Origin of the sequence: Thiocapsa sp. (assembly GCF_018399035.1) — a bacterium.
In the GTDB taxonomy this organism is placed as follows: domain Bacteria; phylum Pseudomonadota; class Gammaproteobacteria; order Chromatiales; family Chromatiaceae; genus Thiocapsa.
In genome coordinates, this window is the sequence record NZ_CP073760.1 from 4,356,109 (window position 1) to 4,369,641 (window position 13,533).

The window sequence follows — 13,533 nt, forward strand, 5'->3', positions numbered from 1 at the left end:
GCGCTCGAGAAGCAGCGTCGGGCCTCGCTCGTAAGACCGGCCACCCAAAAACATCAGTCGCTCGTGACACCCGCTCTGCGGTGTCACGCATGCCCCGTGGCGCTCTGCCGCTGTGGGCGAAGGGATGATCGAGGCCGAATTTCGCAAGCTGTTGCCGCACTTGGAGATGGTTCAACTGGACCTGGGGCAGACGCTCCACGAGTCCGGGGGACGTTGAATCACGTCTATTTCCCGACCACCGCCATTGTGTCCCTCCTGTATGTCATGGAGGATGGCGCATCCGCGGAGATCGCCGTCGTCGGCAATGACGGCATCGTCGGCATCGCCCTCTTCATGGGCGGGGGAACCATGCCGAATCGTGCCGTGGTACAGAGCGCAGGGGAGGCGTATTGACTCGGCGGACCCCTGCTCAAGCAGGCATTCACGCGCACCGGAGGCCGTCGCGCAGGGGTCCTGCCGCCGCTGTTGCTGCGCTGCACCCTGGCTTTGCTGACCCAGATGGCGCAGACCGCGGTCTGCAACCGTCATCACACGGTGGACCAGCAGCTGTGTCGGTGGCTACTGCTCAGTTTCGACCGTCTGCCCTCCAACGAGCTGTACATGACCCAGGAGCTGATTGCCAACATGCTGGGTGTGCGGCGCGAGGGTATGACGGAGGCCGCCGGACGCTTGCAGCGTGCCGGGTTGATCGACTACAGCCGGGGGCGGATCACCGTCCTGGATCGACCGGGCCTGGAAGCGCGGGTGTGCGAATGCTACGAGGTGGTCAGGAAAGAATTTCATCGCCTGCTTCCCGATGTGATTCCTGCACCCTGAATGCGTCGAGGGGTTGCACCGGGGACGCGGTTTAAAACGAGGCCCCGACCAAAAATCGGGCCATGTCGAGTGCCGCTTTCAAGCTCCCGAGATCTGCCCGACCCGTTCCGGCCAGATCCAGCGCGGTGCCGTGATCCACCGAGGTGCGGATGATCGGCAGGCCGAGCGTGATGTTCACCGCTTGGCCGAATCCCAGGTGCTTGAGCACCGGCAATCCCTGATCGTGGTACATCGCCAAGACCGCGTCGGCGCCGGCGAGTTTGTCCGGGACGAAGGCGGTGTCCGCCGGCACGGGTCCGATCAGGTGCCAGCCACGCCCACGCAGCGCGTTCAGGACGGGCTCGATCACCTCGATCTCCTCGCGTCCCAGGTGACCGCCTTCGCCGGCGTGCGGGTTCAGCCCGCAGACCAGGATACGCGGCTCGGGGATCCCGAATCGGCTCGACAGATCCCGGTGGAGGATCCGGATGACCTCGGTGAGGTGCTCGCGGGTGATGGCGGCACTCACATCGCGCAGCGGCAGGTGTGTCGTGACCAAGGCCACACGCAGGCCGGGCGTGGCGAGCATCATGACCGGCTCGGCGCCGCAGCGCTCGGCGAGAAACTCGGTGTGACCGGTGAAGGGCAGCCCGGCGTCGTTGATGACGCCCTTGTGCACCGGGCCGGTCACCAGGGCGTCGAAGGTCCCCTCCAGGCAGGCGTCGCAGGCGATGCGCAAGGTGTCGAGGACGTAAGGCGAATTGGTGGTGTCCAGACGGCCCGGGACGACCGGCTGCCGGACGGCGACCGGCAGGACGGAGAGGTGTCCGGGCTTTGCCGATGGAGCCGGGGGGGGCGCATCACCGGACTCGAAGTGGTGGATCTGCAGCGGGAGCCCAAGCCGTCGTGCCCGCTCGGCCAGGAGATCCGGGTCCGCGATGGCGACCATCGGCGTGTCCGAGGGCTCCTGCGCGAGGCGCACCACCAGATCCGGTCCGATCCCGGCGGGCTCGCCGGGCGTGACCGCGATCACGGCTGTAGGTTCTCGTCGAGCCGCATCTCCACGTAGGCCTCGTCGCGCAGTTGACGCAGCCACTCCTCGGTCGCCTCCTCGGCCTTGCGGCGCTGCAACGCCTCGCGGGCCTTGAGCCGCATGAACTCGCCCTCCCTGTCCTGGTTGCGTCGCTCGATCACTTGGATGATGTGCCAGCCGAAGGGGCTCTGGAACGGCTGACTGACCCCGTTCGGAGGCAGGGCGTTCATGGCCTCTTCGAAGTCCGGCACGGTGTCGCCCGGATTGACCCAGCCGAGGTCGCCGCCCTTCAGGGCGGAGCCGGTGTCGTCCGAGTTCGAGCGGGCGAGGGCCGCGAAGTCGTCCCCGCCGACGATGCGCATGCGCAGCTGCTCGAGACGCCGTTTCGCGTCGTCGTCGGAGACCAGCTCGTTGGTGCGGACCAGGATGTGGCGGGCGTTGGTCTGTACGACATCGTCCGGCGTGGCGGCCTTGATCTCGGAGAGCTTGATGATGTGATAGCCGCTGGGGCTGCTCAGGGGATCGCTGATCTCGCCCTCGGCCATGGTGAAGGCGAGCTCGCTCACCAGGCTCGGCACCGCGCCCATCTCGAACCAGCCCAGATCGCCGCCCTGCAGGGCGTTGCGCCCGTCGGACTCGGCGGCGGCGACCTTGGCGAAATCCTCGCCGCCGCGCAGCCGCGTGACCAGGCGGGCGGCCTTGGCCTCGGCGGCTTGGACCTGGGACGGGGTCGCGTTCTCGGGCAAGGCGATCAGGATGTGTTGCAGCCTGACCTGCTCGCGCTCGATGAGACGGCTCGACTCGCGTTCGAGAAAGCGGTCGATCTCTTGGTCGGTGACCTGGATCTTATTGACCACCTCCTGGTTTTGGAGACGGCTGGTGACGATCTGGGAGCGGGTGTCTTCGCGGAAATCGGCGAAGCGAATCCCCCCGGCCTCGAGCGTGGACTGCAGCTCTTCGAGACTCAAACCGTTGCGCTGGGCGATGTTGGTCAGGGCCTCGTTGAGCGTGGCCTCCTCGACCTGGATCCCGAGATCCCGTGCGCGCTGGTCTTGCAGGCGTTTGAGGATGAGTCGGTCGAGCACCTGTTTTTCGAGCTGGGTGCGCGGCGGCGGGGTGGTGCCGGCCTGCTGCATCTGCGGCAGGATCAGGTCGATCTCGGTGTTGAGCTCGCTGCGCACGACGACATCGTCGTTGACGACCGCAACGATGGCGTCCAGCTCTTGGATGGACGTCTGGCTCGACGCCGGCGCCGTTGCGATCAGCAGGCACGCGAGCAGTGAGCCGACGACGACACGATGGCGATAGGCTCGCGCCCTGTCGCATTCGCGGCTAGTCCGTGTGATAACCATAGATGCCTCGTTCCAAGAGTGTGTCGATCTGGTTTCCGAATGAGCCGAGTCCGGCAAGCTCGACCTGCAGCATCAGGCTGGTGTTGCCGCTGTCGTTGCCGGTCTGCAGATGTTGGCCGAGCACCCGCAGACGCCAGCAGCAGCGGCCGAGCTCGATACCGGCAAAGGCCTCGACCGTCTCGTCGTAGAGCATCGAGTAGAGCCAGCGTCCGACGAGCTTCACCTGTGGACCGATCGGCACCTGCAGCGAGATGTCGGTGTCCTCGTAGCGCAGATCGGGCTGGTCGCCGAAGTTGAAGCGGTAGGCGAGGTTCAGCCGAGTGTCTTTGCTCGGCGCATATCTCAGCTGCAGGACCCGTTTTTCCCAAGGTGCTTCGGTGTCGTCGGGGTTCCATTGCAGGCTCGCTCGCGCGCTCCAATCGTCGCTGATGCGGGCGGCGAATTCACCGGCGACGGAGGATTGGACGTCGTCCTCCACCGCGTTGCCGGTCAACTGAACGCGCCGATCCTCGAAGAAATAGATCTGACCGACGCTCGCCCGAAAGAGCTCCTGTCCGGTCTGATTGGCGATGGTGCGCGAGGTCAGGCCCAAGGTGAGCCGGTTTTCGTCGCCGATCCGGTCGTAACCCGTGAAGCGGTTCGGGCGAAACAGGCTGGCGAAGGAGAAATCCAGCGGGGTGGTGTCGAACAAGGGTGCGTTGGACTGGTCCTCGAACGATGTCAGCACATAGTAAATCCGCGGCTCAAGGGTCTGCAGCGTCTGCGTGCCGAACCAGGCGGTGTCGCGCTCGAAGACCAGGGTGCCGTCCAGGTCGAAGCTCGGGATCGCGTAGGATTGGCGCGACGGCAGGCCCTCGGCCTGCTCGAGCAAATCGTAGCCCGTGTAGTAAAGACGGGCCCGCGGGATGAGGTGTCCGAAGCTGCGACGCATCGGCATGCGCAGGGTCGGGACCGCGACCAGTCGATTGCCGTGGACCCGGCTGCCGTGGTCGAAGAAGTCGTACTGACCCTTGAGGCTGTATTCGATCAGGTCGTTCCAGCGTTGCGGGTCATAGTCCAGCTCGACGTGCGGCATCTGACCGTATGGGCGATTCGCGGGCGGGATTGCGGCGTCGATGGTCTGAAACTGCTGTACGCGGGTGAGCGCACGCCAGCCCTTGCCGGCGTAGTAGATGTCGCCGCGCTGTACCAGGTTGCGCAGGCTCGTGGCGTCCAGGCGATTGCCGAAATCCTGCAGATACTGATCATCCGAGACCGATGCGAAATCGATTGCGCTCGACCAGCGCGGGCCGAGCCGCCCCGTTTGCTCGATGCGCAACGCGCCGCGTGTGCCGAGCTCGGTGGCCCGACGGTCCTCGGGCAGGACCTCCGCGTTGATCTCCACCTGCTGAAAGCGATCGAGGTAGCGCAGCTGGGTGCCCAGCATCAGGCCGCGCGTGCTCATGATGCGCGGGGTGATGGTCGCGTCGATGTTCGGGGCGATGTTCCAGTAGTAGGGGATGCTGATGTCGGTGCCGGTCGTGTTGGACGATCCGAAGCTCGGGATCAGAACGCCGCTGCGACGCCGATCGTCGATCGGGAAGAAGATGTAGGGTGTGTAGAGCACCGGGATCTTGCCGATGCGGATGCGGGCGTGGTGGGCGTAGCCCATCCCGCTTTCCTGGTCGAGCTTGAGATCGCGCGCCTTGATCGACCAGTCCGCATTGCCGGGCGGGCAGGTGGTGTAGGTGATGTTGCGATAGCGGCTCTGCTGCTCGGAGAGGATCTCGGCCTCTTCGGCGGTGCCGAGCAGATTGGCCCCGCCGGAGAGACGGTAGCGCGCCGCGCCGATCGTGCCCTGCCGGGTCAGCACGTTGTAATCGGCTTTGTCCCCTTGGATGCGCAGTCCTGGCGTTTCGAGGAAGACATCTCCGCTCGCGTCGAGCCGACCGCTGCGCCGGTCGTAGGTCGACAGATCGGCGACCAAACGTTGATCGGCCTGCACGACATCCACGCCGCCGCGCAACTGAATGACCTCGGTCTTGCGGTCGTAGTCGACACGATCGGCGATGATCTCGACCGGAATGCCTTCCGAGCCAGCCGGGGCCGACGGGCCGGTGAACCCGGCCGCGCCGGAGCGCGGTCCACAAAACTCCCAGGGGAGATCGGCGTGCAGTCGCGGATCCCAGGCATCCGCCACCTCGAGTGCGCGCGGTGCGAATTCGACGGCCGGCGCATCTGCCTCCGGGTCCACGGGAGACCCGAGCAGCGGCAGTGCGTCATCCGAGTCGCCCTGTGGGTCCCGGCGATCGAGCTCCTGCAGCACGCCGCCCTGAGGATCCGGTATCAGAGGTTGCAGCGGCGGCAGGGTGACGGGAACGGCGACGGTTGCGATGCTCGATGTCGAGGCATTCGGATCCGCGATCCCGACATCGGTCGGACCATCGGGCTGGCCGTCGGCGCGACCGACCGGATCGCCTGTCGGTTCGGGACCCGGGATCGGGCGTGCAGCGGACTCCGCGGCGCCGGTCGTCTCGGCCGCCGGGCGGTCGTCGGCGCCCGCGGTCGCGGCGACGGCACAGAGGATGATGGCCAGTGAAACGAGGCGCACGTTGGATGTCAGGTCGACTCAAGCCGGCGGCGGTCCAAGCTCGGGGTCTCGGATCGGTGGACGGGTTCGCATGAACCTGCAACCATGGCACATCTGTAGAAGCTCAGCAATCTTGAACCTGTCGCGGGCCGGTCGGTCCGCGGCGCCGACGCGACTGATCGGGGTGTCCGTGTCTGATCGATATGAGTCTATGCGACGCTGGGCGGCGGGGATCTTGGGGTCGGAGGACTTCGCGCTCGCGCCCGCCTCGTCGGACGCGAGTTTCCGTCGTTATTGGCGGCTCTTTCATGGCGGTACCACGCGGGTGCTGATGGATGCGCCCCCGGACCTCGAGGACTGCGGACGCTTCGCCGATCTGTCGCGACGGTTTCGCGCGATCGGCCTCAACACGCCGGAGATCCATGCGGAGAATCGCGCCGACGGTTTTCTCATGCTCACCGATTTCGGTCATCGGGTGTACCTCGGCGAGCTGACCGAGGACACGGCCGACCGGCTCTACGGCGACGCGCTGGGCGCCTTGGCGGTTATCCAGGCGTTCGGTCCGACGGATGGCCTGCCGAGCTACGACGAGGCCTTCTTGCGTCGGGAGCTGGGTCTGTTTCGCGAGTGGTTTCTGACGTCGCTGCCGGGTTTCGTGCTCTCGCCGGAAGAATCCGTTGTGCTCGCGTGCGTGGAGGATCGGCTCGTGGCGAGCGCCCTGGAGCAGCCGCGGGTCTGCGTTCATCGCGACTATCACTCGCGCAATCTGATGCTGACCGAGGCGGGCAACCCCGGCATCCTCGATTTTCAAGACGCTGTGGTGGGGCCCGTCACCTACGACCTGGTCTCGCTCCTGCGTGACTGCTACATCGCCTGGCCGGCCGAGCGGGTGACCCATTGGGCCTCGGGCTATTTCCACCTCGCCCGTCAGAGCGGTGTGCTTCGAGAGGACGATCCGGGGCGTTTTCTGCGCTGGCTCGACCTCATGGGGGTGCAGCGGCACCTGAAGGCCTGCGGAATCTTTGCGCGGCTGCATCGGCGCGACGGCAAACCGCACTATCTCGCGGATGTCCCGCGTACCCTCGGCTATGTGCGCGAGGTGTCGGGCCGTTATCCCGAGCTCGACGGCCTATCGCGTCTCCTGGATACGCGTGTGCTGCCGTCGTTGAATGCCCTGGTCGCGGCGGCATCGACCGCCGGGAGCTGAGGCTCGCTCGAGCGGTGCGTGCCCGGAAGGTGCTCGCGCGGTCGGATCACTCCGCCGGCGGTGGGCGGGTGTCTGTGGTGGCGCGGGTCAGGATGCGCTCGCTGCCGCGCCAGACCTCCAGGCTCAAGGCGGCATGCGGACCGGCGCCGGCGACCGCGTCGAGGAGATCCTGCACCGTGGCGACGTCCCGGTCGTCGATCCGGGTCACCACGTCACCCGGGCGCAGACCGGCCTGCGCCGCCGGACTGTCGCGTAGGGTCGAGGAGACCAGCACCCCGCGCACCGAGCGCAACCCGAACGACTCGGCCAGCTCCGGGGTCACGCTGCGTCCGCTCAGACCGATCCATCCGCGCGTGACCTGACCCTGCGAGGCGAGCGCCTGCGCCACATCGATCGCGATCTCGGCCGGGATGGCGAAACCGATCCCCTGCGCCGTTCCGGTCTCGGTGAAGATGGCGGTGTTGATGCCGATGAGCTCGCCTTGTGCGTTCACGAGTGCGCCGCCCGAATTGCCCGGATTGATGGCGGCATCGGTCTGGATGAAGCTCTCGATACTGGTGATGCCCAGCTCGCCGCGCCCGGTCGCGCCGACGATTCCCATGGTGACGGTCTGGCCGACCCCGAACGGATTGCCGATCGCCAGCGCCAGGTCGCCGACGCGCAGTGTCCGGGAGTCTCCGATCGGCGCCGTGGGCAGCCCCTGCGCATCGGCCTTGAGAACGGCGAGGTCGGTATCCGCATCGACCCCGACGAGCGTGAGCGTAAGCGAGCGCCCGTCGGCAAGCACGGCGCGGATGCGATCGGCGTCCTGGACGACATGGCGGTTGGTCAGGATGAGGCCGTCGGGCGACAGGATCACCCCCGAGCCCAGTCCGGTGCGGGAGGCGGCTGCCCCGGGCGGTCCATGGTGGAGTCCCGGATAGGTCGGGACGGTCGGTCGCGGCGGCCCGGACTCGGTCTGTGTCGCGAAGATGCTCACGACGGCCGGCGCGACGCGCGACACCGCCCGGGCGAAGGTCGGCAGGTCGTCGCGCAGGGACGGCGTCGCGTCCGCGGTGGCGTGGTGCGGCGCCGCGTCCGATCCCGGCGGGGCCAGCAAGAGCGTCAGTGCCGAACCCGAAGCTCCGCCGATGACGGCCGTCATCAGAAGGGTGGTTGGACCTATCTTGATCATCCGATTAAGCTAAGCGGCTGCGGGGGTCTCCGCGGGGGTCTCCGGCGATGGAGCCGAGAGATCGTCTCTATGTCCGAGCGCGATTCTAAACCATGGTCGATCCTTACGCATTGGTCGCCTACTGCGATCGTTTTCTCGCCGCCGGTGATTTCGACGACTACGCGCCGAACGGCTTGCAGCTCGAAGGCGAGCGTCCGATCATGCGCTTGGCCAGCGGCGTGACGGCGAGCGATGCCTTGATCGAGGCCGCGATGGCATGGGGTGCGGACGGGATTCTGGTCCACCACGGGTGGTTCTGGAAGAACGAAGCCCCCTGTCTCGTCGGGATGAAGGGCCGGCGCGCAAGGCGATTATTCAAGGCCGGGGCCAGCCTGATCGCGTATCATCTTCCGCTCGACGCCCATCCGCAGGTGGGCAACAACGCAACCTTGGCTGCGCACCTCGGATGGGTCGATGCCGAGCCCGTCGTGGAGCGCCGAGGAGTCTTGTGGTCGGGGCGTTTAAGCTTCGGATGCTCGCCGGAGGCCCTCGCTGCTCGGGTCTCGGAGCGCTTGGAACGCCCTGCGACCCTGATCGCCGCAGGCCGCGAGCGGATCGAGCGGATCGCCTGGTGTACCGGCGGCGGGCAGGGTTACATCGAGCAGGCTGCCGCGCTCGGCGTCGATGCCTACGTGAGCGGAGAGATCTCGGAGCAGACGGTGCACGCCGCGCGTGAGCTCGGGATCGCTTTCGTTGCGGCCGGGCATCATGCGACCGAGCGTTACGGGGTTCAGGCCTTGGGCGAGCACCTTGCAGAACGGTTCGGGTTGGAGCATCGGTTCATCGAGATCGATAATCCGGCCTAGACGAAGAGCGGCTCGGCGTCAGAGCCGCTTGGTCTTGACCGATCCGACCGGAATACAAGACAATGCCCGGTCGATTATGTAGAGAATCGGCATATTCTGATCTTCCTTAATTATGACCATGCGTGAGCCGCCACCCGAATAAGCTGTTCAGGGGGCTCGCGCCAGCCGGGGGTTAGTGGCTTATGAGCGCACAAGGCGTGAACAAAACCAGGCGGCGTGTGCTTGTCGCCGCGACCAGCGTGGTCGGAGCCGTCGGAGCCGGCTTCGCCCTCGTCCCATTTATTGCGTCGATGAACCCGAGTGCCAAGGCGCGTGCCGCGGGTGCGCCGGTCGAGGCCGACATCAGTCAGCTGGAACCGGGCGCGATTCTGCGCGTCAAATGGCGCGGCAAACCGGTCTGGGTCGTGAGCCGCACACCGGAAATGCTCGAGGCCCTGCCGACACTGGACGGCCAAATGGTCGATCCGGCATCCGCAGTGCCGCAGCAGCCCGAGAACTGTCAGAACGCGACGCGCTCCATCAAGGAGCAATACTTCGTCGTGATCGGAATCTGTACGCATTTAGGCTGCTCTCCGACCTTTCGGCCGGAATTTTCCGCCGAAGATCTCGGTGCGGATTGGCGTGGCGGCTTCTTCTGTCCCTGCCACGGCTCCAAGTTCGATCTCGCCGGCCGGGTGTACAAGGGTGTTCCGGCCCCTACAAATCTGGTGATTCCCGTGCATACCTACATCAATGACACCACCATTTTGGTCGGTGAGGATCGAGGAGCGGCTTGATGAGCGCAGAAAAGTCCGAGAACCTCAGCTGGATCGATAAGCGATTTCCGCTGACGGAGACCTGGAAGGCACACCTTTCCGAGTATTACGCCCCGAAGAACCTCAACTTCTGGTCGTTTTTCGGCTCGCTGGCGATCTTGACGCTGGTGATCCAGATCGTCTCCGGCCTCTGGTTGGCGATGAGCTACAAGCCGTCGGCCATGGATGCCTTCGCGTCGGTCGAGTACATCATGCGCGACGTCGAGTGGGGGTGGCTGATCCGCTACATCCATTCCACCGGCGCATCCGCCTTCTTTATCGTCATCTACCTGCATATGTTCCGTGCCTTGCTGTGGGGCTCCTACCGCAAGCCGCGCGAGCTGCTCTGGATCATCGGTGTCGTGATCTATCTGGCGATGATGGCGACCGCCTTCTTCGGCTATCTGCTGCCCTGGGGACAGATGTCGTTCTGGGGTGCGCAGGTCATCGTGAATCTGTTTGCGGCGGTTCCGGTCGTCGGCGAGGAGCTTGCGGTCTGGGTGCGTGGGGACTATGTCATCTCGGATACGACCCTCAATCGCTTCTTCGCCTTCCACTTCCTCTTGCCGTTCGTGTTGGCGGCCCTGGTCTTCCTGCACATCGTCGCACTCCACCACGTCGGCTCCAACAACCCGGACGGCGTCGAGATCAAGGACGGGCCGAAGGGAAATCGCTGGAGCGACAAGGCGCCGGCGGACGGAATCCCCTTCCATCCGTATTACACGGTGAAGGATCTGGTCGGCGTGGTCGTGTTCCTCGCCATCTTCTCGTTGATCGTTTTTTACGCCCCGACCATGGGCGGACTCTTCATCGAGGCGCCGAACTTCCAGCCGGCCAACCCCTTCCAGACCCCCGAGCATATCGCTCCGGTGTGGTATTTCACGCCCTACTACGCGATGTTGCGGGCGGTGCCGCCGATGTACGGGTCGCAGTTCCCTGGCGTGGTCGTGATGTTCGCGGCGATCTTGATCCTCTTCGTGCTGCCGTGGCTCGACCGCAGCAAGGTCAAGTCGATGCGCTACAAGGGGCCGATCTTCAAGTTCATGACGGGGCTGTTCGCGATCTCCTTCATCGTCCTGGCGTGGCTCGGACTGCAACCGGTCGATCCCTTCCTGACCCTGTTGTCGCAGATCTTCACGTCCATCTACTTCGCCTACTTCCTGCTGATGCCGATCTACAGCTCGATCGACAAGACCAAGCCCGTTCCGGAGAGGGTGACCTCATGAGAAAGCTGATCATCGCCACGCTGGCGTTGCTCCTCCTGCCCGCCGTCGGCTTCGCCGCCGGTGGCCACGTCAAGTTGGAGAAAGCCAATATCGATCTGAACGATCAGGCTTCACTGCAGCGCGGGGCCAAGTATTACGTCAACTATTGCATGGCCTGTCATTCGCTCGGTCACATGCGTTACTCGCGCATGGCGGACGATCTGGGAATCGACGACAAGTCGCTGCGCGAGAATCTCTTGTTCGGCGATGCCCAGCCGACCGATATGATGGTCAACTCGATGCGTCCTGCCGACGGCGAGGTCTGGTTCGGCACGGCGGTGCCGGATCTCACGTTGGTGACGCGCTGGCGCAGCCCGGACTGGGTCTATACCTACCTGAAAAGCTACTACGCGGATCCCGCTCGGCCTTACGGCGTGAACAACGTGATCTTCCCCTTGGTGGGTATGCCTCACGTGCTCGGTGATCTGCAGGGCGTGCAGGAAGCGATCGTCGAAGAGCATGCCGGACACGAGCCGACCATCGCCGGCCTGCAGTTGACGCAGCCCGGAGGTCTGGCTCCCGAGCAGTACGACAACGTGGTGCGCGACATCACCGCGTTCCTCGCCTACGCCGGCGAGCCGAGCCAAATGGAGCGGCGCAGGATGGGTATCTATGTCCTGCTGTTCTTCGGCCTCTTCTTCATCGTGGCCTTTGCGCTGAAGAAGGAATACTGGAAAGACGTCCACTAGCGGTCGCCGCGAACCGCATCGGCCTCGATTCGTCGAGGTCGATGTGTATCCTCCCCGTTTGACGGGTTGGCCGGAAGCGGTTGCTTTCGGCTCGACGCTCCCGATTCACCGTTCGACAGACGAGCGCAATGCTCAAGGCAGCTGACCCGGACGGTCGGCGATATCTGTTCCTCGGGCCCGACCGGGCTTTGTCCACATGCTGGAGAAGGGAAGAATGGCTGTGGCTGCGAGTAGACGATCCGTGATGACGTTATTTTCCGATCCCACCTGTCCCTATTGCCATCGTGTTCGGATGGTGCTCTCCGAGAAGGGTATCGCGGTCGACGTGGTCGACGTCGACGCACACGACTTGCCGGCGGAGGTGCTGGACTTCAACCCTTACGGGACCGTCCCGACGCTTGTCGATCGGGATCTGCGGCTCTACGAGTCGCGCATCATCATGGAGTATCTCGACGAACGTTTCCCTCATCCCCCGCTGCTGCCTGTCGATCCCGTTTCGCGTGCCAGTGCTCGGCTGTTCATGTATCGCATCGATCGGGATTGGTACACCCTGATGGGCCGTATTCGGCTCGGAAGTCCGGCGGAGGCGGAACAGGCACGCAAGGAACTGCGCGAGAGCCTGGCCGTCACCGCGCCGGTCTTCGGTGCTCATACCTTCTTCATGAACGACGAGTTTTCTCTGGTCGACTGCTGCATCGCGCCGCTCCTTTGGCGCCTGCCGGTCTTGGGTATCGAGCTGCCGCCCCAGGCCGAGGCGTTGCGGGTCTACATGCGACGCATCTTTGCCTGCGATGCCTTCCGTAAGAGCCTCACCGAGGCCGAGAAGGAGATGATCGCGGACCTGTCCTGATGGAGGGCCCGATGGAGAGCGAGACCGACACCATGACATCGACGAAGCCTTATCTGATCCGGGCCATCTACGAGTGGATTCTGGACAACGATATGACGCCGCATTTGGTGGTGGATGTCCGTTATCCCGGCGTGCAGGCTCCGAAGGAGTTCGTCGAGGACGAGCGTCTGGTGCTCAACCTGTCGCCAAGCGCGGTGCGCGCGTTGCTCCTGGGAAACGAGCAGATCGAGTTCAACGCGCGTTTCGGCGGCGTGGCTCGCGACGTTTACTTTCCCGTCGAAGCGGTACTGGGGATCTTCACGCGCGAGAACGGTCAGGGGATGGTCTTCCCCGAGCTGGCCTATCCACTTCCCGGCGAGCCGGCGCCCGAGCCGGACTCCACTGCACACGTCGAGCAGAAGCGAAGCAAGCCACGATCGGTCGGTCGGCCTCTCGGCATCCAGAGTCCCCAGGGGCCACAAGGACCCCAAGGGCCTAAGGCGCCTTCAGGCAAAGGCAAGGGTGGCGGTCCGACGCTGAAGGTCGTCAAGTAAGCGCTGATCGGGGCTTTTGCCCCTCCTTGCGCGGTTCACGCGTCCTGCGCCTGCGTCGGTAAACCGAAACTCAGATCCTCGAGGGTCATTCCCCGCATCACCAGATAACCGTTGCGGCGTCCGACGCCTTCTTCGCTGAAATCGAAACGATAGACGCGGCGCATCCTCACGCCTTCCGACCGCCAGGCCAGGCCGAGTCGACGCAAGGCGACCGTTTGATCCAGAAACTGCAGATCGCGTTGACGGCAGGCGGTCTTGCAGATCTCGGTCGCGATCTCCCGCGCACGCATGGTGTCGAGCCAGAACCAGCCGAGCAAGAGCAGAAAAAAGACGGCGAGCAGATTGCTCATTCAAACAGCTCCTCAAATTGTAACGGGTGCAATGCGGTGAAAAACCCACCTGCGCTCGGTATATAATATCCGCCCTT

Annotated in this window: 12 protein-coding genes and 1 pseudogene; 8 read left to right on the forward strand and 5 right to left on the reverse strand. The window is 64.7% G+C overall.

Annotated elements, in window-relative coordinates:
• The first annotated feature begins 124 nt into the window (after positions 1–124).
• A pseudogene (locus tag KFB96_RS19855) lies at positions 125–816 on the forward strand (Crp/Fnr family transcriptional regulator).
• Between the two features lie 31 nt (positions 817–847).
• Here KFB96_RS19855 and pdxA read toward each other — a convergent pair.
• The 3 genes from pdxA to lptD are packed head-to-tail and all read right to left on the reverse strand — an operon-like array spanning position 848 to position 5,770.
• Complete coding sequence (pdxA, locus tag KFB96_RS19860; RefSeq protein ID WP_213460731.1) at positions 848–1,828, reverse strand: 4-hydroxythreonine-4-phosphate dehydrogenase PdxA; 981 nt, start codon at positions 1,826–1,828, stop codon at positions 848–850.
• A complete protein-coding gene (locus tag KFB96_RS19865) occupies positions 1,825–3,180 on the reverse strand; it encodes a peptidylprolyl isomerase (RefSeq protein ID WP_213460733.1) in 1,356 nt (451 codons plus the stop codon). The genes pdxA and KFB96_RS19865 overlap by 4 nt, the downstream gene beginning before the upstream one ends.
• On the reverse strand, positions 3,161–5,770 hold the full coding sequence (lptD, locus tag KFB96_RS19870; protein ID WP_213460735.1) for an LPS assembly protein LptD: 2,610 nt from the start codon (positions 5,768–5,770) through the stop codon (positions 3,161–3,163). Before lptD ends, KFB96_RS19865 begins: the two co-directional genes overlap by 20 nt.
• A gap of 190 nt (positions 5,771–5,960) precedes the next feature.
• On the opposite strand from lptD, the gene KFB96_RS19875 reads away from it, so the two are divergent.
• Positions 5,961–6,956, forward strand: coding sequence for a phosphotransferase (locus KFB96_RS19875; RefSeq protein ID WP_213460737.1), 996 nt, complete (start codon positions 5,961–5,963; stop codon positions 6,954–6,956).
• Positions 6,957–7,002: 46 nt separating this feature from the next.
• Here KFB96_RS19875 and KFB96_RS19880 read toward each other — a convergent pair whose 3' ends face one another.
• On the reverse strand, positions 7,003–8,100 hold the full coding sequence (locus KFB96_RS19880; RefSeq protein ID WP_300970563.1) for a trypsin-like peptidase domain-containing protein: 1,098 nt from the start codon (positions 8,098–8,100) through the stop codon (positions 7,003–7,005).
• A gap of 122 nt (positions 8,101–8,222) precedes the next feature.
• On the opposite strand from KFB96_RS19880, the gene KFB96_RS19885 reads away from it, so the two are divergent.
• From KFB96_RS19885 to KFB96_RS19910, 6 genes are all read left to right on the forward strand, one after another.
• Positions 8,223–8,975, forward strand: a complete 753-nt coding sequence (locus KFB96_RS19885; RefSeq protein WP_213460741.1) for a Nif3-like dinuclear metal center hexameric protein — start codon at positions 8,223–8,225, stop codon at positions 8,973–8,975.
• A gap of 182 nt (positions 8,976–9,157) precedes the next feature.
• Positions 9,158–9,751: a ubiquinol-cytochrome c reductase iron-sulfur subunit gene (petA, locus tag KFB96_RS19890; RefSeq protein WP_213460743.1), complete on the forward strand. Its 594-nt coding sequence runs from the start codon at positions 9,158–9,160 to the stop codon at positions 9,749–9,751.
• Positions 9,751–10,995: a cytochrome b N-terminal domain-containing protein gene (locus KFB96_RS19895; protein ID WP_213460745.1), complete on the forward strand. Its 1,245-nt coding sequence runs from the start codon at positions 9,751–9,753 to the stop codon at positions 10,993–10,995. Before petA ends, KFB96_RS19895 begins: the two co-directional genes overlap by 1 nt.
• Positions 10,992–11,723: a cytochrome c1 gene (locus KFB96_RS19900; RefSeq protein WP_213460747.1), complete on the forward strand. Its 732-nt coding sequence runs from the start codon at positions 10,992–10,994 to the stop codon at positions 11,721–11,723. The genes KFB96_RS19895 and KFB96_RS19900 overlap by 4 nt, the downstream gene beginning before the upstream one ends.
• A 244-nt stretch (positions 11,724–11,967) precedes the next feature.
• Entirely contained in the window at positions 11,968–12,573 is a 606-nt protein-coding gene (locus KFB96_RS19905; RefSeq protein ID WP_366931557.1) for a glutathione S-transferase N-terminal domain-containing protein, read from the forward strand.
• 11 nt (positions 12,574–12,584) lie between these two features.
• Positions 12,585–13,106, forward strand: coding sequence for a ClpXP protease specificity-enhancing factor (locus tag KFB96_RS19910; RefSeq protein WP_213460751.1), 522 nt, complete (start codon positions 12,585–12,587; stop codon positions 13,104–13,106).
• A gap of 35 nt (positions 13,107–13,141) precedes the next feature.
• On the opposite strand, the gene KFB96_RS19915 is transcribed toward KFB96_RS19910, so the two are convergent.
• Entirely contained in the window at positions 13,142–13,456 is a 315-nt protein-coding gene (locus tag KFB96_RS19915) for a DUF3301 domain-containing protein (RefSeq protein WP_213460753.1), read from the reverse strand.
• Between the last annotated feature and the right edge of the window lie 77 nt (positions 13,457–13,533).

Excerpts from the sequence above, each read along its gene's own strand:
- KFB96_RS19865 (WP_213460733.1), bottom strand. The coding sequence starts at position 3,180 with ATGGTTATCACACGGACTAGCCGCGAATGCGACAGGGCGCGAGCCTAT.
- KFB96_RS19875 (WP_213460737.1), top strand. The coding sequence starts at position 5,961 with ATGCGACGCTGGGCGGCGGGGATCTTGGGGTCGGAGGACTTCGCGCTC.
- KFB96_RS19880 (WP_300970563.1), bottom strand. The coding sequence starts at position 8,100 with ATGACGGCCGTCATCGGCGGAGCTTCGGGTTCGGCACTGACGCTCTTG.
- KFB96_RS19885 (WP_213460741.1), top strand. The coding sequence starts at position 8,223 with ATGGTCGATCCTTACGCATTGGTCGCCTACTGCGATCGTTTTCTCGCC.
- petA (WP_213460743.1), top strand. The coding sequence starts at position 9,158 with ATGAGCGCACAAGGCGTGAACAAAACCAGGCGGCGTGTGCTTGTCGCC.
- KFB96_RS19895 (WP_213460745.1), top strand. The coding sequence starts at position 9,751 with ATGAGCGCAGAAAAGTCCGAGAACCTCAGCTGGATCGATAAGCGATTT.
- KFB96_RS19900 (WP_213460747.1), top strand. The coding sequence starts at position 10,992 with ATGAGAAAGCTGATCATCGCCACGCTGGCGTTGCTCCTCCTGCCCGCC.
- KFB96_RS19905 (WP_366931557.1), top strand. The coding sequence starts at position 11,968 with ATGACGTTATTTTCCGATCCCACCTGTCCCTATTGCCATCGTGTTCGG.
- KFB96_RS19910 (WP_213460751.1), top strand. The coding sequence starts at position 12,585 with ATGGAGAGCGAGACCGACACCATGACATCGACGAAGCCTTATCTGATC.
- KFB96_RS19915 (WP_213460753.1), bottom strand. The coding sequence starts at position 13,456 with ATGAGCAATCTGCTCGCCGTCTTTTTTCTGCTCTTGCTCGGCTGGTTC.